Source organism: Halomonas alimentaria, assembly GCF_009902005.1.
In the GTDB taxonomy this organism is placed as follows: domain Bacteria; phylum Pseudomonadota; class Gammaproteobacteria; order Pseudomonadales; family Halomonadaceae; genus Halomonas; species Halomonas alimentaria.
On sequence record NZ_WUTT01000001.1, the window covers coordinates 2015944 to 2033787 of the forward strand.

16 protein-coding genes are annotated in these 17844 nt (G+C 66.6%); 11 read left to right on the top strand and 5 right to left on the bottom strand.

Going from position 1 to position 17844, the window contains the following annotated elements; translation table 11 throughout:
- Positions 1-22: 22 nt before the first annotated feature.
- Complete coding sequence (argC, locus tag GRB96_RS09530; protein WP_161431922.1) at positions 23-1057, bottom strand: N-acetyl-gamma-glutamyl-phosphate reductase; 1035 nt, start codon at positions 1055-1057, stop codon at positions 23-25.
- Between the two features lie 138 nt (positions 1058-1195).
- On the opposite strand from argC, the gene GRB96_RS09535 reads away from it, so the two are divergent.
- The 9 genes from GRB96_RS09535 (at position 1196) to GRB96_RS09575 (ending at position 10696) form a co-directional block, all read left to right on the top strand.
- Complete coding sequence (locus GRB96_RS09535) at positions 1196-3097, top strand: chloride channel protein (protein WP_205743627.1); 1902 nt, start codon at positions 1196-1198, stop codon at positions 3095-3097.
- A gap of 38 nt (positions 3098-3135) precedes the next feature.
- On the top strand, positions 3136-3567 hold the full coding sequence (gene hemJ, locus GRB96_RS09540; protein WP_161431923.1) for a protoporphyrinogen oxidase HemJ: 432 nt from the start codon (positions 3136-3138) through the stop codon (positions 3565-3567).
- Positions 3567-4403 (top strand): bifunctional hydroxymethylpyrimidine kinase/phosphomethylpyrimidine kinase, encoded by an 837-nt coding sequence (thiD, locus tag GRB96_RS09545; RefSeq protein ID WP_161431924.1) that lies wholly within the window; start codon positions 3567-3569, stop codon positions 4401-4403. The genes hemJ and thiD overlap by 1 nt, the downstream gene beginning before the upstream one ends.
- Positions 4404-4558: 155 nt before the next feature.
- Entirely contained in the window at positions 4559-5851 is a 1293-nt protein-coding gene (hemL, locus tag GRB96_RS09550) for a glutamate-1-semialdehyde 2,1-aminomutase (protein ID WP_161431925.1), read from the top strand.
- A gap of 48 nt (positions 5852-5899) precedes the next feature.
- A complete protein-coding gene (locus GRB96_RS09555) occupies positions 5900-7159 on the top strand; it encodes a P-loop nucleotide/nucleoside kinase family protein (RefSeq protein ID WP_161431926.1) in 1260 nt (419 codons plus the stop codon).
- A gap of 10 nt (positions 7160-7169) precedes the next feature.
- Positions 7170-7784 carry an RdgB/HAM1 family non-canonical purine NTP pyrophosphatase gene (gene rdgB / locus GRB96_RS09560; protein WP_161431927.1) on the top strand — a complete coding sequence of 205 codons (615 nt, stop codon included), beginning with the start codon at positions 7170-7172 and terminating at the stop codon, positions 7782-7784.
- Positions 7784-8965: a radical SAM family heme chaperone HemW gene (gene hemW / locus GRB96_RS09565; protein ID WP_161431928.1), complete on the top strand. Its 1182-nt coding sequence runs from the start codon at positions 7784-7786 to the stop codon at positions 8963-8965. Before rdgB ends, hemW begins: the two co-directional genes overlap by 1 nt.
- Before the next feature lie 100 nt (positions 8966-9065).
- Complete coding sequence (locus GRB96_RS09570; protein ID WP_161431929.1) at positions 9066-9743, top strand: YiaD family glycine zipper/OmpA-like lipoprotein; 678 nt, start codon at positions 9066-9068, stop codon at positions 9741-9743.
- Positions 9744-9847: 104 nt separating this feature from the next.
- Entirely contained in the window at positions 9848-10696 is an 849-nt protein-coding gene (locus tag GRB96_RS09575) for a 23S rRNA (adenine(2030)-N(6))-methyltransferase RlmJ (protein WP_161431930.1), read from the top strand.
- 6 nt (positions 10697-10702) lie between these two features.
- Here GRB96_RS09575 and mnmE read toward each other — a convergent pair whose 3' ends face one another.
- The 4 genes from mnmE to rpmH all read right to left on the bottom strand — a co-directional run bounded on the left by mnmE (position 10703) and on the right by rpmH (position 14592).
- A complete protein-coding gene (gene mnmE, locus GRB96_RS09580; protein ID WP_161431931.1) occupies positions 10703-12070 on the bottom strand; it encodes a tRNA uridine-5-carboxymethylaminomethyl(34) synthesis GTPase MnmE in 1368 nt (455 codons plus the stop codon).
- A 103-nt stretch (positions 12071-12173) separates the two neighbouring features.
- Positions 12174-13862: a membrane protein insertase YidC gene (yidC, locus tag GRB96_RS09585; protein WP_161431932.1), complete on the bottom strand. Its 1689-nt coding sequence runs from the start codon at positions 13860-13862 to the stop codon at positions 12174-12176.
- A gap of 204 nt (positions 13863-14066) precedes the next feature.
- Positions 14067-14444: a ribonuclease P protein component gene (gene rnpA, locus GRB96_RS09590; protein ID WP_161431933.1), complete on the bottom strand. Its 378-nt coding sequence runs from the start codon at positions 14442-14444 to the stop codon at positions 14067-14069.
- A gap of 13 nt (positions 14445-14457) precedes the next feature.
- Positions 14458-14592 (bottom strand): 50S ribosomal protein L34, encoded by a 135-nt coding sequence (gene rpmH / locus GRB96_RS09595; RefSeq protein WP_008959105.1) that lies wholly within the window; start codon positions 14590-14592, stop codon positions 14458-14460.
- A gap of 569 nt (positions 14593-15161) precedes the next feature.
- Here rpmH and dnaA point away from each other — a divergent pair.
- Together dnaA and dnaN are read left to right on the top strand one after the other, a co-directional pair.
- Complete coding sequence (dnaA, locus tag GRB96_RS09600) at positions 15162-16631, top strand: chromosomal replication initiator protein DnaA (RefSeq protein WP_161431934.1); 1470 nt, start codon at positions 15162-15164, stop codon at positions 16629-16631.
- Positions 16632-16737: 106 nt separating this feature from the next.
- A complete protein-coding gene (gene dnaN / locus GRB96_RS09605) occupies positions 16738-17841 on the top strand; it encodes a DNA polymerase III subunit beta (RefSeq protein ID WP_161431935.1) in 1104 nt (367 codons plus the stop codon).
- Positions 17842-17844 lie beyond the last annotated feature (3 nt).

Genomic DNA, 17844 nt, shown 5'->3' on the forward strand with positions numbered 1-17844 from the left:
TACCGGGGAGGCGGAACACGGTTCAGGGCATCAGCGCGGGGGCGGCGAGCCCGGCGTTCTCGTCGAAGCCGAACATCAGGTTGAGGTTGTGGATCGCCTGGCCCGAAGCCCCCTTGACCAGGTTATCGATCACCGAGAGCACCACCACGGTATCGCCGTCGCCGGGCCGATGCACGGCGAGCCGGCAGAGGTTGGCGCCCTTGACGCTGCGGGTCTCGGGGTGACTGCCCGGGGGCATGACGTCGACGAAGGGCTCGCCGGCGAAGCGTGTCTCGAACAGCGCCTGAAGGTCGCCGGGCTCACTGGTGAGCCGGCCATAGAGGGTGGCGTGGATGCCGCGGATCATCGGCGTCAGGTGAGGCACGAAGGTCAGACCGACGGAACGGCTGGCGGCATCGCCCAGGCCCTGGCGAATCTCCGGCAGGTGGCGGTGGCCGCTCGCGCCGTAGGCCTTCATGGACTCGCTGGCCTCGGCCAGCAGCGAGGGCACCTTGACGCCGCGGCCGGCACCGGTGACCCCGGACTTGCAGTCGGCGATGACATGGTCCGCGTCGATCAGGCCGGCCTCGAGCAGCGGCAGCAGGCCGAGCTGCACCGCGGTAGGGTAGCAGCCCGGGACGGCGATCAGGCGGGCGCTGCGGATACGTTCGCGGTTGACCTCCGGCAGGCCATAGACCGCCTCGTCGAGCAGCTCGGGAGCCCCGTGGGGCTGGCCGTACCATTCGGCCCACTCCGCGGCGTCACGCAGCCGGAAGTCGGCGGAGAGGTCGATGACCCGGGTGCCGCGCTCGAGCAGTTCGCCGGCTAGGGCGTGGGCCACGCCATGGGGGGTGGCGAAGAATACCGCATCGCAGGCACCCAGGCGGTCGGCGTCGGGCTCGCTGAAGGTCAGGCCATCGTAGTGCCCGCGCAGGTTGGGATAGAGTTCGGCGACACCCAGGCCGGCCTCAGAACGCGAGGTGATGGCCTCTACCTCCACCTCCGGGTGCTGGGCCAGCAGCCTGAGCAGTTCGACGCCGGTGTAACCGGTGCCGCCGACGATTCCGACCTTGATCACGTGAGACTCCTTGATTGACGAAAAAGGGCCGACGCCCTGAAAGCGGCGGGCTGTCATCGCCCTGCGGGAATATGATACACAGGTGAAGGACCGGAAGGGTCGTCACTCAGTCGTAAAGGAAACCGCGACGTGCCGCGTTTGCCTCGCCTCGATGCCGGTCAAGGACTGGAGCGCTTTCGACAACAGCTTGCCAATGTGGATGCCCTGCCGCAACTCTGCGTGCTGGGCGTCGTGGCAGGGGTGCTGACCGGTGTGCTGATGGTGGGGTTTCGCAGCCTGCTGGAGCTGGGCGGGCTGTGGCTGTTTCCTACCGGTAGCCCCGAGGCATTCGAAGCCATGCCACCGGCGCTGCGCAGCCTGTTGCCGCTGGCCGCGGTGCTGCTGATCGGTCTGTGGATGTGGTTTACCCCCCAGGTCGGCCGCCAGGTCGGCGTCGTACATGTGATCGATCGCCTGGCCTATCATCAGGGGCGCTTCCCGCTGCGCAACTGGCTGACCCAGTGGGTGGTGGGTCTGATCTCGGTGCTGGGGGGGCTCTCGGCTGGCCGCGAGGGGCCGGCCATTCATCTGGGGGCCGCCGCCTCCAGCGGCCTGGGCCAGCGCCTGCGCCTGCCCCATAACAGCCTTCGGGTACTGGTCGCCTGCGGTACCGCGGCGGGCATCGCCGCCTCTTTCAACACGCCGATCGCCGGCGTCATCTTCGCCATGGAAGTGGTGATGATGGAGTACACCATCATCGGCTTCATGCCGGTCATCCTGGCCTCCACCATGGGCGCGGTGGTAGCCCAGCTGGTCTATGGTCCCGACCCGGCGATCGGCGTGCCCGACCTGCACCTCAACTCCCTGCTCGATCTACCGTGGATCATCGTCAGCGCCCTGGTGATTGGCCTGCTGGCCGGCCTGTTCGTGCGGGTCTCGCGGCTGGGGCCGCGCCTGGAGCGACTGCCCATGGCGCTGCGCTTCCTGATGGCGGGAGGGGTGGTTGGCGCCGTGGCCTGGTGGTATCCCCAGGTACAGGGCATGGGTTATGACACCCTGCAGGCAACCCTCAGCGGTTCGGTGGCGATGGATGTGCTGCTCGCCGTGGCCATCGGCAAGCTGCTGCTCACCGCCGGCACCGTGGCCTGCGGGATTCCGGTAAGCATCATCGGCCCGGTACTGGTAATCGGCGGTGCGGCCGGTGCGCTGTGCGGCATGACCGGCCAGTGGCTGTTGCCCATCGAGGCTTCGGATCCGGCGCTCTACGCCATGCTGGGCATGGCGGCGATGATGGGCGCGGTGCTGCAGGCGCCCCTGGCGGCGCTGATGGCGCTGCTCGAGCTGACCCACAACCCGAATATCATCCTGCCCGGCATGCTGGCGGTGGTGGTCTCCTGCCTGACCGCGCGTCAGCTGTGCCGCTGCGGCGGTTTCTTCATCAGCGTCACGCGCCAGGGACTGCATCCCCTGCAGCAGCCGCTGATGCAGGCGCTCTCCCGGGTCTCGGTGCCGGCGGTGATGGAGCGCCGGCTGGTGCGCACCCAGCGCATGGTCTCCCGGGAGCGTGCCCGAACGCTGCTGGAATCGGAGCCGGTGTGGATACTGATCGAGCGTTCCAGCGACGACAAGCCGGTGCTGGCGCTCAAGGCCGCCGACCTGGCCCGCTGGCTCACCGAGCAGGCGGCGGCAGAAGAGAAGAGTGCCGCCGAGGAAGCCGAGGCGGAAGAGCCTGCCGAGAAGGTGGAGCTCGCCAAGGAGATGCCGGAGGGCGACGGCGAAGAGAAGGCGGCGAAGAAACGCAAGAAGGGCAAGGAGAAGGCCAGGGAGAAGGCCAGGGAGAAGGAGGAGCCACCAGAGGTGGATCTGCTGGAGATTCCCGGCGTGCGCCTGGAGCTTGCCCCCATCGGGCTGCAGGCCACCCTCTCCGAGGCCTTCAACAAGCTCAATGACTCGATGCTCGATGCCCTCTACGTGGAGCACGGCCATCGGCCGAAGCAGAAGCGGATTTCCGGTATCATCACCCGCGGCGCCATCGAGCGCTTCTACCGCGTCGAGAACTGACGCCTCCTCCCTTTCTCCACCATCCGCAAGGAGCTCCCATGTACCTGTGGTTCAAGGCCCTGCACCTGATCGCTATGGTCACCTGGTTCGCCGCCCTCTTCTACCTGCCGCGGCTCTACGTCTATCACGCCATGGCGCGCGACCGCGGCGAGCAGCAGGCGATCGACCACTTCCTGGTTATGGAGCGCAAGCTCTATCGCGGCATCATGACCCCCTCCATGATCGCCGTGCTGCTGTTCGGCGGCATCATGCTGGTGCTCAATCCCGGCTGGCTGGCCCAGGGCTGGATCCATGCCAAGCTGCTGCTGGTGGCGCTGCTGGTGGGCTACCACCATGTCTGCCTGATCTACCTGAAGCAGTTCGCCGAGGCGCGCTGCAAGCGTGGCCACGTGTTCTTCCGCTGGTTCAATGAGCTGCCGGTGATTGCCCTGTTGATCATCATCTTCCTCGCCGTGCTCAAGCCGTTCTGATGGCAGCCATCACGCCCCACCTGCCGGTCGTGCTGGTGCTCGCCGGCCACGACCCTACCGGCGGCGCCGGCCTGGTGGCCGACGCCGAGGCGGTTGCCGCCGGCGGCGGCTGGGCGCTGACCGTGCCTACCGCCCTGACCGTGCAGTCCTGCCGCGATGTCTCGCGGGTGATCCCCGCCGACCCCGAGGTCATGCGCGCCAGCGTTGCCGCCCTCGACGAGTTCGCGGTGGCGGCGATCAAGATCGGCCTGGTGGCCGACCTGGCGACCCTGGATGCGATCACCGATATCCTCCGGCGCTTTCCCGGGGTGCCGGTGGTGGCCGACCCGGTGCTGTCTGCCGGCGGCGGCAGGGAGTTATCCACAACCGAGCTCGTCGATGCCTACCGTGAGCGGCTGCTGCCGCGTGTGGATATCCTCACCCCCAACCGGGGGGAGCTGGCGCGGCTCTCCCCAAGCCTGCTGCAGGATACCGAGCGGGCCGTGGCGCTGATGCGCCTGGGCTGTCAGGCGGTGCTGGTGACCGGCACCGATGACCCGGCGCCGGGGGTACCGGCGGAGCGCGTGGCGCATACGCTGCATGCCACGGACCAGAGTCGTCAGTGGAGCTGGCCGCGGCTTGCGGGGCGTTATCACGGCTCAGGCTGCACCATGGCGGCCTTCCTGGCGTCGCGTCTGGCCGTCGGCGAGTCACTGGTGATGGCCTGCGAGCAGGCACAGGCATTCACCTGGGAGGCATTGGCCCACGGCTGGCGGCCCGGCGAGGGCCAGGCGCTGCCTCGTCGCCTCTGGCGACTGCCGACGGTGGCGAGCGTCGCATCACCCGCTTCTCCCTGAGGGGGGTCTGGCCTTTGGCGGCCGGAGCATCGAGAATGGGGGCAATGTTCAGGCATGCCGCCGCGGCGCTCAGATCGGCGGAAATTGCCGCCACTTCACTTCCTGTGAATAGCTTATCCAGAGAATTATCCACAGCCTCGAGGACACGACACGACATGACGACCTCCGCCCAGCTCTTCGCCCAGGCCTGCCGGCATATCCCCGGTGGGGTCAACTCCCCGGTACGCGCCTTCAAGGGGCTGCAGCGTCCGCCGATATTCATGGAACGCGCCCAGGGCGCCTACCTGTTCGATGTGGAAGGCCAGCGCTACGTGGACTACGTGGGCTCCTGGGGGCCGATGATTACCGGTCATGCCGATCCGGACGTGCTGGGGGCGGTGCGTGGGCGCCTCGACAACGGCCTCTCCTTCGGCACCCCCACCGCCATCGAGACCACCATGGCGGACCTCATCTGCGAGATGATCCCCTCCATCGAGATGGTGCGCATGGTCAACTCCGGCACCGAGGCCACCATGTCGGCGATCCGCCTGGCGCGTGGCGTCACCGGCCGCGACAAGATCGTCAAGTTCGAGGGCAACTACCATGGCCACTCCGACTCGCTGCTGGTCAAGGCGGGCTCCGGGGCGCTGACCCACGGCGAGCCGAGCTCTCCCGGCGTGCCGGCGTCCCTGGCCGAGCACACCATCACCCTGTCCTACAACGATATCGATGCCGTGGAGCAGTGCTTCGAGGAGATCGGTGACCAGGTGGCCTGCATCATCGTCGAGCCGGTGGCCGGCAACATGAACTGCATCCCGCCCCAGCCCGGCTTCCTGGAGAGCCTGCGTCGGGTCTGCAATGCCCACGACAGCGTGCTGATCTTCGACGAGGTGATGACCGGCTTCCGGGTGGCCATGGGCGGTGCCCAGGCCCACTACGGCGTGCGCCCCGACCTCACCTGCCTGGGCAAGATCGTCGGCGGCGGCATGCCGGTGGGTGCCTTCGGCGGCAGCGAGACGATCATGTCCAATATCTCGCCGCTGGGCCCCATCTATCAGGCGGGCACCCTCTCCGGCAACCCGCTGGCCATGGCGGCAGGCATCGCCTTGCTGACCAAGCTGCGCGAGCCGGGTTTCCATGATGCCCTGGCCCAGCGCGTCGAGACCCTCTGCCACGGTCTCCAGGAGCGCGCCGATGCGGCCGGCGTGGAGATGATCACCCAGCGTGCCGGTGGCATGTTCGGCCTCTTCTTCACCGGCCAGAGCCGGGTCGACAACTTCGCCCAGGCCACCGCCTGTGACGCCGACGCCTTCCGTCGCTTCTTCTCTGCGATGCTCGACGAGGGGGTCTACCTGGCGCCTTCGGCCTACGAGGCGGGCTTCATGTCCAGCGCCCACACGCCGGAGGATATCCAGTTCACCCTGGATGCCGCCGAGAAGGCCTTCGCGGCCATGCAACGTCAAGACTGAGCAGCGTCAGGACTGACGCCTCATCGAATCACCACCGGGAGAACTGCCATGCGTCATACCCTGGATGCCGACAAGGCCGGTAGTGGCGAAAGTCTGGAGCTGGAGGCGCTCATCGATGCCCTGGTGGCCTATCACCGTGGGGCGGCTTCCCATGATGCCGAAGCCCAGGCCGCCGGACATCCATTGACGCTGGCCATGGGGGCCGAACTGGCGGCCATCCGCGAGGCCCTGCTGGATGAGGAGGAGCGCGAACGACTCGATCAGCTGGGCGACTGGCTGGAGCAGGACCTGGTGCGCCTGACACCCATCCTCGAGGCCCGCGCCGCACGCCGGGTGCCGAGCTGGGCGCTGCGTCACCCCACCAGCCGGCTGTGCCACGCCGGTCGACCGCTGCTGGTGAATGCCATCGGGCGCGACCTGGAGGTGCCGGGTGCCGATCTCGCCGACGATCCGGCCAGCGACCTGGCGGCGCTGCTGGTCGGCCTGGAGGGACGCGAGACCCCGGAGCTGACGCGGCTGGCGCTGGATCGCTATCTGCGCCACTCGGGCGACTACGAGCTCTCCCGACTGCTGTCGCTGTTCGGCACCTGCCATGCGCTGACCGCCGCCAGGCGCGCCCTGCGTCGCCGTCCCGCCCGGGGGCACGATCCGGAACACCCCGCCCTGCAGGCCGAGAGCATGGCCGAGTGTCGTCGCTACCTGGCACTGGCCGAACGCATCGCCGAATTCCGTTTCCCGCCGCTGGTCATCGCCGTGGGCGTCTCGGGCAGCGGCAAGAGTCGCTTTACCCGGGGGCTGGTCACCGGGCTGGGGGCGATCCGGGTCAGCTCCGAGGCGGAACGCCAGCGTCTCGCCCAGGCCGATGACGACTCGATCCATCCACAGGGCGATGATGGTTCCGCGGCTGTGGATATCTTCGGCGAGGCGGCCACGGAGGCGACCTATCGGCGCCTCGCCGCCTGTGCCGGCTATCTGCTGGATGCCGGCATCCCCGCCTGCGTGGATGCTACCTGCCTGACCCGTGCCCAGCGTGACCAGCTGCGTCAGCAGGCCGAGGCCCGCGGCCTGCCCTGCCTGCTGGTCAGCTTCGAGGCCGACGACGCCACCCTGCGCCGGCGTATCGAGAAGCGTGCCTCACGCCAGGGCGTGGCCGTCGAGGAGAGCCTGGCGGTGCTGGCGCAGCAGCAGCAACGTTTCGAGCCGTTCGCCGACGAGGAGCGCCTGCACCTGGTCCATCTCGACACCACCGCGGACAATGCCGCCGAGTCCCTGCTGAGCCTTATCGAGGAGCATGTGAAGCTTGCCTGAGAGGAATCCCATGACCCCCATTGCTAGCCTGGTGCTGGCCAGTGGCAATCCCGGCAAGCTGCGCGAGTTCGCCCAGCTGCTGGCGCCGCTGGGCATGCAGGTGCGCCCCCAGTCGGACTTCGCCGTACCCGAGGTGGAGGAGACTGGCCTGACCTTCGTCGAGAACGCCCTGCTCAAGGCGCGCGAGGCCAGCCGCGTCAGTGGCCTGCCGGCCCTGGCCGATGATTCCGGCCTGGAGGTCGATGCCCTCCACGGGGCCCCCGGCATCTATTCCGCCCGCTATGCCGGCGAGCCGAAGAGCGACGAGCGTAACAACGCGCGCCTGCTCGAGGCGCTGGCCGAGGTGCCCGAGGGAGCTCGCAGCGCGCGCTACTGGTGCGTGCTGGTGCATCTGCGTCATCCCGAGGATCCGGTGCCGAGGATCGTTCAGTGCAGCTGGGAGGGCGAGATCCTGGCCCATCCGCGCGGCGAGGGAGGCTTCGGCTACGACCCGTTGTTCTGGCTGCCCGACCAGGGCATGAGCGTGGCCGAGCTGCCGGCGGCGGAGAAGAACCGGCTGAGCCATCGCGGCCGGGCCCTGCAGGCCCTGGTCGAGCAGTTCCGCCAGGACCAAGGGAGCCACTGATGGCGCTGCCCCCACTGGCGCTCCCCCCGCTGGCCCTCTATGTGCACGTGCCCTGGTGCGTGCGCAAGTGCCCCTACTGCGACTTCAACTCCCACGCTGTCGGCCGCTCCGCCGGCCTGCCCGAGGAGGCGTATCTCGCCGCCCTGCTCGCTGACCTCGATGCCGACCTGCCGCTGGCCGCGGAGCGGGAGCTGGTCAGCCTGTTTATCGGGGGCGGCACGCCGAGCCTGCTCTCCGGCGACTTCTACCGGCGCCTGCTGGCAGGCGTGGCCGAGCGCCTGCCCCTGGCCCACGATATCGAGATCACCCTCGAGGCCAATCCCGGTACCCTGGAGCGCGGTCGTTTCGCCGGCTACCGCGAGGCGGGCATCAATCGCCTGTCGCTGGGCGTGCAGAGCTTCCAGGCGCCACAGCTCGCGGCACTGGGGCGTATCCACAGCGGTGATGATGCCGAGGCGGCCTTTTCCGAAGCGCGCCAGGCGGGCTTCGACAACCTCAACGTCGACCTCATGCATGGGCTTCCCGGGCAGACACCGGAACTGGCGTTGAAGGACCTGCAGCATGCCCTGGCGCTGGAGCCGGAACACCTCTCCTGGTACCAGCTCACCCTGGAGCCCAATACAGAGTTCTACCGCTACCCGCCGGCCCTGCCCGAGGAGGAGGCGTTGTGGGAGATCCAGGATCAAGGCCATGAGTGCCTCGAGGCGGCGGGATTCCAGCGCTACGAGATCTCGGCCTATGCCCGGGAGGGGCGCCGCTCACGCCACAACCTCAACTACTGGCGGTTCGGCGACTACCTGGGCATCGGTGCCGGCGCCCACGGCAAACTGAGCGCCCCGGGCGAGGATGGCCGCTTGCGCATCGAGCGACGCTGGAAGAGCCGCCAGCCCGAGGCCTATCTGCGGCGTCGTCACGATCCGCGAGGGTTCGTGGCCGATGTGCATCCCGTCGACGCGGCCGACCTGCCGCTGGAATTCGCCATGAACGCGTTGCGGCTGCCCGAGGGCGTGCCACTGGCGCTATGGAGCGAGACTACCGGCCTGCCGAAAGCGGTGCTGGTCGAGCGTCTCGCCAGCGCACGCAAAAAAGGACTTCTGGTGGAAGATGGCCAAAGGGTTCAAGCTTCCCCCCGAGGTCTACTATTCTTGAACGAACTGCTGGCGTCCATCGACGAGTCCTGATGGTGCCTGTGCTACGCTCATCGCAATCGTTGCCATTGACGGCCCCAGGGATGAACGAACGGGCCAATGACCAATGACCCAAACCAAGGAGAACACCACGATGACCAAGCCACTTCGTTTCATGGCCCCGCTGGCCGCTGCCGTGCTGCTGGCCGGCTGTGCCACCACTGACCCCTACAGCGGCCAGACCGACCGCAACCAGACCGGCACCGGTGCCGCCATCGGTGCCGTGGTCGGCGCTGCCGCCGGCGCACTGAGCGGCGACGGCAGCACCAGTCGGCGCGACCGTGCGCTGGTGGGTGCCGCCGTGGGTGCCGCCGCGGGTGCCGGTGTTGGCGCCTACATGGACCGCCAGGAGGAGCAGCTTCGCCAGAGCACCCAGGGCACCGGCATCGGCGTCGACCGGCGTGGTGACGATATCGTGCTCAACATGCCCAGTGAGGTCACCTTCGGCTTCGACTCCAGCGAGCTGACCTCCAACGCGCGCAATGCCCTCAACGAGGTGGCCAGGGTACTGACCCAGTACGACGATACCCGCGTCAATATCGGGGGCCATACCGACAGCACCGGTGATGCCGCCTACAACCAGCGGCTCTCCGAGCGCCGCGCCCAGGCGGTGGGCAACTACCTGGCCCAGGCCGGTGTCGCCGGCAGTCGCCTGAACATGACCGGCTATGGCGAGAACCAGCCGGTGGCCAGCAACAACACCGAGCAAGGGCGTGCCCAGAACCGTCGCGTCGAGATTACCCTGACGCCGATCGAGAGCCGCTTCGAGTAAGCGCTAGCTCGAACCCCAGCGGTAACCCATCGGGCTCGCCACTCCTGTGGCGGGCCCTTTCTCTGACCTTTTCTCTCTCGTTGCCGATACGCGGGTCCGCACCCATGCTCTCCTACCAGCACGCCTACCATGCCGGTAATTTTGCCGACGTTCACAAGCATCTGACCCTGCACGGGGTCATCAACCACCTGTTACGTAAAGAATCTCCAGTTACGTTCATAGATACCCATGCCGGTCGCGGCCTCTATCCCCTGGCCGCGGAGGAGACATCCCGGCTGCATGAGTATCGACAGGGCGTCCTGCCCCTGTGGGAGGAGCGCGAGTCACTCATGGATGAGGCGCTGCTGGGCGACTGGCTGGCGGCACTGGTCGAGGCGCAGCCGGAGCCCCGCCGCCTGAGCCACTATCCGGGCTCGCCCTGGTGGATGGGGCGGCGACTGCGCTCCGGTGACCGCCAGCTGCTCTTCGAGCTGCATCCCGGGGAGCATGCCCATCTGGCGGGCCAGCCGCTGGAGGGGGATATCCGCACGATTCATGGCGACGGACTGAAGGGACTCGTCGACCGGCTGCCGGTGAAGACGCCGCGCCTGTGTGTGCTGATCGATCCGAGCTACGAGCGCAAGCAGGAGTATGTCGAGGTGGCCCAGGCGCTGCTGGCGACACTGCACAAGGCGCGGCATGCCGTGGTGCTGGTGTGGTACCCGCTGCTGCCGGCAGGCCGGCACCACGAGCTGCTCGATGCCGTGAAGGCCGGTGGCGTACGCAAGGTATGGCGCAGCGAATTTCGCCTGCAGGCGCCGGGCCACGAGGCGCGCGGGATGTTCGGCAGTGGCATGCTGGTGGTAAACCCGCCGTGGGGACTCGACCAGCGTCTCTCCGCGGCCATGGGGCGGGTAGCCCCGCTGCTGAGCGGTGCGGCGAGCTATCGCGGCGACTGGTGGGTCGGCGAGTAGGCCTGCCTACTTGCCAATGCAGAAGCTGCCGAAGATCTCGCCGAGGAGATCATCGGCACTGAACTCCCCGGTGATCTCACCCAGTGCCTGCTGGGCGTCGCGCAGGTCCTCCGCGAGCAGCTCACCGGCCCCGAAGCCCGAGAGCTGAGCCTCGCCGTTGAGCAGTGCCCGCTCGGCGCGATCCAGGGCGTCGAGGTGGCGGCGGCGGGCCGAGAAGCGACCCTCCGCCGTGCCGGTGAAGCCCATTACCGCCTTGAGGTGGGCCTTCAGGTTATCCACACCCTGTGTGGTCTTCGCGGATAGCCTCACGATGGGAGTGGTTGTGGACAAGTCGAGCCCCGGAGTCTCCTGGCTGGCATCGATCTTGTTGCGTACCAGGGTCAGCCGGGCCGGGTCGGGAAGCCGGGCCACGAACTCCGGCCAGATCGCCATGGGATCGGTGGCGTCGGTGGTGGCGGCATCGACCAGCAGCAGCACCCGGTCGGCCTTCTCGATCTCCGCCCAGGCCCGGGCCACGCCGATCTGTTCCACGGCATCGGGGGTGTCACGCAGACCGGCGGTGTCGATGATATGCAGCGGCATGCCATCGATATGGATGTGCTCGCGCAGCACGTCGCGGGTGGTGCCGGCGATATCGGTGACGATGGCGGTCTCCTGCTCGGTCAGGGCGTTGAGCAGGCTCGACTTGCCGGCGTTGGGCCGGCCGGCGATCACCACGCTCATCCCCTCGCGCATCAGCGCGCCCTGGCCGGCGGCGGCACGCACCGCGGCAAGCTCCTCCTTCACCCCGGCGAGCATCTCCGCGACCCGGCCATCCCCCAGGAAGTCGATCTCCTCCTCGGGGAAGTCGATGGCCGCCTCCACATAGATGCGCAGCTCGATCAGTCGCTCCACCAGGCCCTCGACCCGGCGCGAGAAGTCCCCCTGCAGGGAGCGCAGGGCGTTCTCGGCGGCCGCCCGCGAGCTGGCATCGATCAGGTCGGCGATCGCCTCGGCCTGGGCGAGGTCCAGCTTGTCGTTGAGGAAGGCGCGCTCGGAGAACTCGCCGGGGCGCGCCGGGCGAGCTCCCAGCTCGAGGCAGCGGCCGAGCAGCAGGTCCATGATCACCGGGCCGCCGTGGCCCTGCAATTCGAGGACATCCTCGCCGGTGAAGGAGTGCGGCCCGGGGAAGAACAGCGCGATCCCCTCGTCGAGCACCGTCTCCTCGCCCCGGAAGGGCCCGTAGTGGGCGAGGCGAGGCGAGGGGCAGTGGCCCACCACCGCCTCGGCGATCGTCGCGCAGAGCGGGCCAGAGACGCGGATGATGCCGACCCCGCCGCGTCCCGGCGGGGTGGCCAGCGCGGCGATGGTGTCCTGATCGTGAAGCGGGACCATGGGGTTCTCCTCGGCGTGATGCCAGCATTGTCGTTTCGGCTCCCCAAAAACGCCAGACCCCCGCTCGGGGCGGGGGTCTGGTGAGCGGCTCGGGCGAGCGGTTCTACTTGGTCTTCATGCCCTTGCCGACGCTGGGGTCGTTCTCGATCTTGCGGGTGATCACGTACTGCTGGGCGATGGAGATGATGTTGTTCACCACCCAGTAGATCACCAGACCGGCCGGGAACCACAGGAAGAAGAAGGTGAAGACGATGGGCAGCATGCGCATGATCTTCGCCTGCATGGGATCCGGCGGGGTGGGGTTGAGCATCTGCTGCACGAACATGGAGGCACCCATCAGGATCGGCAGGATGAACAGCGGATCCTTCACCGAGAGATCCTGGATCCAGAACATGAAGGGCGCATGGCGCAGCTCCACGGACTCCAGCAGCATCCAGTAGAGGGCGATGAACACCGGCATCTGTACCAGGATCGGCAGGCAGCCACCCAGAGGATTGATCTTCTCCTTCTGGTAGAACTTCATCATCTCCTGGGACATCTTCTGGCGATCGTCGCCGTACTGCTCCTTGAGGCGCTGCATCTCCGGACCCAGCTTGCGCATGCGGGCCATGGACTTGTAGGCCTTGGCGGAGAGCGGCCACAGGGCCGCCTTGACCAGGATGGTCAGCAGCACGATGGACCAGCCCCAGTTGCCGACCACGTCCTGGATCTTGTCGAGCAGCCAGAACAGCGGGTTGGCGATGAACCACAGCCAGCCGAAGTCGACGGTGAGCTTGAGGTTGGGGGCCACGGCTTCCATGTAGTCCTGCACCTTGGGGCCCACATAGAGGGTGGCACCCAGGCGAGACTCGCCCTCGGCGGCCACCTGGGTCACCGGGCCGGCGAAGGCGGCCACATTACGCCCGCTGGAGTCGGTGGTGGCGTAGTAGAGGTTCTGCTGGTTCTGGGGCGGGGCCCAGGCACTGACGAAGTAGTGCTGGATGATCGCGACCCAGCCGCCCTCGGCCTCGCGGTTCTCGAAGTTGCCTTCCTGGATCTCCTCGAAGTCGACCTTCAGGTAGCGATCCTCGGGGGTGGAGTAGGCCGCACCCAGATAGGAGCGCATGCCCATCTTGGGACCGCTGGAGGGATCGCTGCTGTTGTCGCGGGCCAGCTGGCCGATGAACCGCGCGGAGACCGGGGACTCGGTGTTGTTGGCCAGGAAGTACTCGACGTCCACCGCATAGCTGTTGCGCTCGAAGGAGAAGCGCTTGGTGACCTCGATGCCGTTGACCTCGCCACTCAGGTCGACTTCGAGGCGCTTGTCACCCTCGGCCAGGCGATATTCGGTCTTCTCGGGGGAGTAGGCGATGCGTCCCGACTGGCCATCCAGCTGCAGTCCGGAGCGCGCCACATAGCTGCGCGTCTCGCTGTCGGAAAGCATCACGTAGGAGCGGTCCGAGTCGAGGGTCAGCTTGTGCTGGGGCAGTGCCGCATAGACGATATCACCGCCCTGGGGATCGATGCGCAGGTCCAGCACGTCGGTCATCACGGCAACCAGGTCGCGGCTGGCTGTGGCCTCGTTCTCGTCGGGCATGGCCTCCGCCATGCTATCGCCACTGTTTGCCGCGGGAACCGACAGACCATCCTCGGCGCCTTCGGACCGGGAGTCGCTGTCCCCGGACTGACTGCTGGTAAAGGAGGGAGCCTGTGGCTCGACGGCCGTCTGGCCATAGTCCTGATTCCACTGCACGACGATCAGATAGGCGAGCACCGCCAGTGGAATCAGCAATAGGAGTCGTTTTACGTCCATGAGGGTTCTGCCCAGTGGGTAGTGAACATGCCAGGGGCGGAAGGCGTTTCAGCCGCCCGAGATAGACAAAAGCCTGCCACTGGCAGGCTGTATTCCGAACACGGACTCTCGAGGGTAGCCCCGGCAGCGTCAAGCCTTGCCTTGTGAGGGGGTGCGCTCATGCTTCGGCGGGCTCCGGTCGGATGAAGACGGCTCGACGCTTGATTAGGGATCTCTCGCGGGCGTCTTCAATGCCTCGCGTACCAGCCTTCGCCACATCCCGAACAGCTGCCGATGCAGGGTCTCGTTATCCAGTTCGCCTACGCCGCGCCGCGAGAGTATCACGATGTCGACGGCGGGGAGGCGATGCTGCTGGAAGCGGATCGATTCACGCACCAGTCGCTTGACGCGGTTGCGGTCTACGGCACGGCGCATGCTCTTCTTGCTGATGACAAGGCCGATGCGGGGATGGCCCAGATCGTTGGGCGAGGCGAGTGCCATCAGCCCCTTGCCATGCACCTTGAAGGTCGCGTTCTCGAAGACCTGGCGATAGTCCCCGGCCGTCAGCAGGCGCAGACGGCGGGGAAACGACTGACGGGGCACGCAGGATCCGTGATCAGGCGCTCAGGCGCTTGCGACCCTTGGCGCGACGACGCGCCAGGACGGCACGTCCGTTCTTGGTGGCCATACGGGCACGGAAACCGTGCGCACGCTTACGCTTCAGGACGCTGGGTTGAAAGGTGCGTTTCATAACTCGTTATTCCCACGTGGTTTTCTGGACGATTCGTCGTTTGCGAGGCGCCTGGATTCCCGCGGGGAACCCGGACGTATTCGGTTCAAGACCGGAAATTGTAGTGATTTCCCCCGGGCGGTGCAATTTTTCTGTGCGCCGATCCGACCGATTGTGCGGCAGCCGTGGCCAGCGAACATCCTTCTGGGCATGGCGATCAGGTTACCGATGTCGCTCGCCAGTCATCCAGGGCTTCCATAACAACAGTGTTTATAACCTGTAATACCTTGTTATTAATACTGGGGAGGCATTCTGGGGATAAGTTATATTAGTCCTTTCAATACAGTATGATGAAGCTATGCTGTTGCTGTGGATAGGCCTGGGATGAGCGGTGTGCGATGCTGGGGTATCCTGTGGAAGAAAAGCGAGCTCCTCCACAGCCTCTCGTTGCGCACAGTTCGGTCCCGCAGTAGTCACCATGCCAGGGACCCGTTTTTCCACAGGCTGTATAGGGGTGGTCGGGGGTGTGGATAACCGTGCGGTGGGGCGATACAATGCCCGGCCGTTTTTCGACAAGGTGGTGAGATCGCGTGTCGCTGGCTCTCTGGCAACAGTGTCTGGATACCCTGCAGGACGAATTGAGCTCTCAGCAGTTCAACACCTGGATTCGCCCGCTCCAGGCCGAGGAGGGCGAAGGGGGAGAGCTGTGCCTGCTGGCCCCCAACCGCTTCGTCCGTGACTGGGTCAGCGACAAGTTCGCCAAGCGGATCACCGAGCTGCTGCGTGAGCTGTCGCCGGCACGGCCGCCCAAGGTGGTGCTGAGTGTTGGTAGTCGCCGTGCCGCCCCTCGCCCCCAGCCGCGAGAGCTTGGCACACCGGTGTCGGCGACCCCGCGGCGGCCGGCGGCCCCGGCGGTGCATACTCCCCCCCGCGGCGCTGCGGCCGACGAGGTCGAGATCGAGGACAGCCGCGAGGAGACGGCGGCTGTCCGGCGCCCCGGTGGTGAGCGCCAGGTCCAGGTGGAGGGCAGCCTCAAGCACACCAGCGGTCTCAATCCCAACTTCACCTTCGAGACCTTCGTCGAGGGCAAGTCGAACCAGCTGGCTCGGGCCGCTTCCCGCCAGGTGTCGGAGAACCCCGGCGGTGCCTATAACCCGCTGTTCCTGTATGGCGGGGTGGGCCTGGGCAAGACCCACCTGATGCATGCCGTGGGCAATGCCCTGGCCGGTCGCCGCGAGAATGCGCGGGTGGTCTACCTGCACTCCGAGCGTTTCGTGGCCGACATGGTCAAGGCGCTGCAGCTCAACGCCATCAACGACTTCAAGCGTTTCTATCGCAGCGTCGACGCCCTGCTGATCGACGATATCCAGTTCTTCGCCGGCAAGGAGCGCTCCCAGGAGGAGTTCTTCCACACCTTCAATGCCCTGCTCGAGGGCGGTCAGCAGATGATCCTGACCTCCGACCGCTATCCCAAGGAGATCAGCGGCGTGGAGGAGCGCCTCAAGTCGCGCTTCGGTTGGGGCCTGACGGTGGCGATCGAGCCACCGGAGCTCGAGACACGGGTCGCTATCCTGATGAAGAAGGCCGACCAGGCCAAGGTCGACCTGCCCCACGATGCTGCCTTCTTCATCGCTCAGAAGATCCGCTCCAACGTTCGCGAGCTGGAAGGGGCGCTGAAGAAGGTGATCGCCGACTCCCACTTCATGGGCAAGCCGATCACCCAGGACTTCATCCGCGAATCGCTCAAGGACCTGCTGGCCCTCCAGGACAAGCAGGTGGGGGTCGACAATATCCAGCGCACGGTAGCCGAGTACTACAAGATCAAGCTCGCCGACCTGCTCTCCAAGCGCCGCTCGCGTTCGGTGGCGCGGCCTCGCCAGGTCGCCATGGCCCTGGCCAAGGAGCTGACCAACCACAGCCTGCCGGAGATCGGTGATGCCTTCGGCGGGCGTGACCACACCACGGTGCTGCACGCCTGTCGCAAGGTGAAGCAGCTTCAGGAAGAGAGCTCCGATATCCGCGAGGACTACAAGAACCTGCTGCGGCTGCTGACCAGCTGAGCGCTCCGCCCTCCGAGACACCGCCGGCTTGTGGTTTAATGGTCGCCATGCCGTTCGGCCGGGCCCCCGCCGGCTGCAACCCTTCAGGACAAGACGTGGAGCCGACATGAAATTTTCCATCTCCCGCGAAGCGCTACTGCGACCGCTGACGCTGGTGGCCGGCGTGGTGGAGCGCCGCCAGACCCTGCCGGTGCTTTCCAACGTACTGATACAGGTGGGGCAGGAGGAGGTCGCGCTGACCGGTACCGATCTGGAAGTGGAGCTGATCGGGCGCACAGTGGCCACCCGGGTGGATGAGCCGGGCGGAGTGACCGTGCCGGCTCGCAAGCTGATGGATATCTGCAAGTCGTTGCCCGACCAGGCCGAGATCCAGCTCTCCCTGGAGGAGGGCCGCGCGGTGTTACGCAGCGGGCGTTCGCGCTTCACGCTCTCGACCCTGCCGGTCGCCGAGTTCCCGAGCATCGAGGACAGCCAGGGTAGCACCGAGCTGAGCCTGCCTCGGGGCATGCTCAAGCACCTGATCGACGCCACCTCCTTCGCCATGGCCCAGCAGGACGTGCGCTATTATCTCAACGGCATGCTCCTCGAGATGCGTGACAACCTGATCCGTGCGGTGGCGACCGACGGCCATCGCCTGGCGGTGTGCTCGCGGCCGGCCGAACTGCACGTGGAGTCGCCCCACAAGCTTATCGTGCCGCGCAAGGGCATCCTCGAGCTCGTACGACTGCTCGATGACGGCGAGGACCCGGTCAGCCTGACCCTGGGGGCAAGCCATATCCGTGCGCATACCGGCGATTTCACCTTTACCTCCAAGCTGGTCGACGGCAAGTTCCCCGACTACGAGCGAGTGGTGCCTCGCGGTGGCGACAAGGTCTTTATCGCCGAGCGTGCCGAGTTGCGCCAGGTGCTGTCGCGTACCGCCATTCTCTCCAACGAGAAGTACCGCGGTGTGCGACTCCACCTCGAGGAGGGCAACCTCAAGGTAATGGCCAACAACCCCGAGCAGGAAGAGGCCGAGGAGAACATCGCCATCGAGTACAGCGGAGACTCCCTGGAGATCGGCTTCAATGTCGGTTACCTGGTCGATGTGCTCAATGCCATCGATGAAGATCGCGTGCAGATGACCCTGGCGGATTCCAACAGCAGTGCGCTGATGGAGGAGCCGGGTGGCGGTGATGCCCTCTACGTCGTCATGCCGATGCGCCTGTGACCC

Excerpts from the sequence above, each read along its gene's own strand:
- hemL (WP_161431925.1), top strand. The coding sequence starts at position 4,559 with ATGACGACCTCCGCCCAGCTCTTCGCCCAGGCCTGCCGGCATATCCCC.
- GRB96_RS09570 (WP_161431929.1), top strand. The coding sequence starts at position 9,066 with ATGACCAAGCCACTTCGTTTCATGGCCCCGCTGGCCGCTGCCGTGCTG.
- hemW (WP_161431928.1), top strand. The coding sequence starts at position 7,784 with ATGGCGCTGCCCCCACTGGCGCTCCCCCCGCTGGCCCTCTATGTGCAC.
- yidC (WP_161431932.1), bottom strand. The coding sequence starts at position 13,862 with ATGGACGTAAAACGACTCCTATTGCTGATTCCACTGGCGGTGCTCGCC.
- hemJ (WP_161431923.1), top strand. The coding sequence starts at position 3,136 with ATGTACCTGTGGTTCAAGGCCCTGCACCTGATCGCTATGGTCACCTGG.
- mnmE (WP_161431931.1), bottom strand. The coding sequence starts at position 12,070 with ATGGTCCCGCTTCACGATCAGGACACCATCGCCGCGCTGGCCACCCCG.
- GRB96_RS09555 (WP_161431926.1), top strand. The coding sequence starts at position 5,900 with ATGCGTCATACCCTGGATGCCGACAAGGCCGGTAGTGGCGAAAGTCTG.
- thiD (WP_161431924.1), top strand. The coding sequence starts at position 3,567 with ATGGCAGCCATCACGCCCCACCTGCCGGTCGTGCTGGTGCTCGCCGGC.
- dnaN (WP_161431935.1), top strand. The coding sequence starts at position 16,738 with ATGAAATTTTCCATCTCCCGCGAAGCGCTACTGCGACCGCTGACGCTG.
- GRB96_RS09575 (WP_161431930.1), top strand. The coding sequence starts at position 9,848 with ATGCTCTCCTACCAGCACGCCTACCATGCCGGTAATTTTGCCGACGTT.
- rdgB (WP_161431927.1), top strand. The coding sequence starts at position 7,170 with ATGACCCCCATTGCTAGCCTGGTGCTGGCCAGTGGCAATCCCGGCAAG.
- rpmH (WP_008959105.1), bottom strand. The coding sequence starts at position 14,592 with ATGAAACGCACCTTTCAACCCAGCGTCCTGAAGCGTAAGCGTGCGCAC.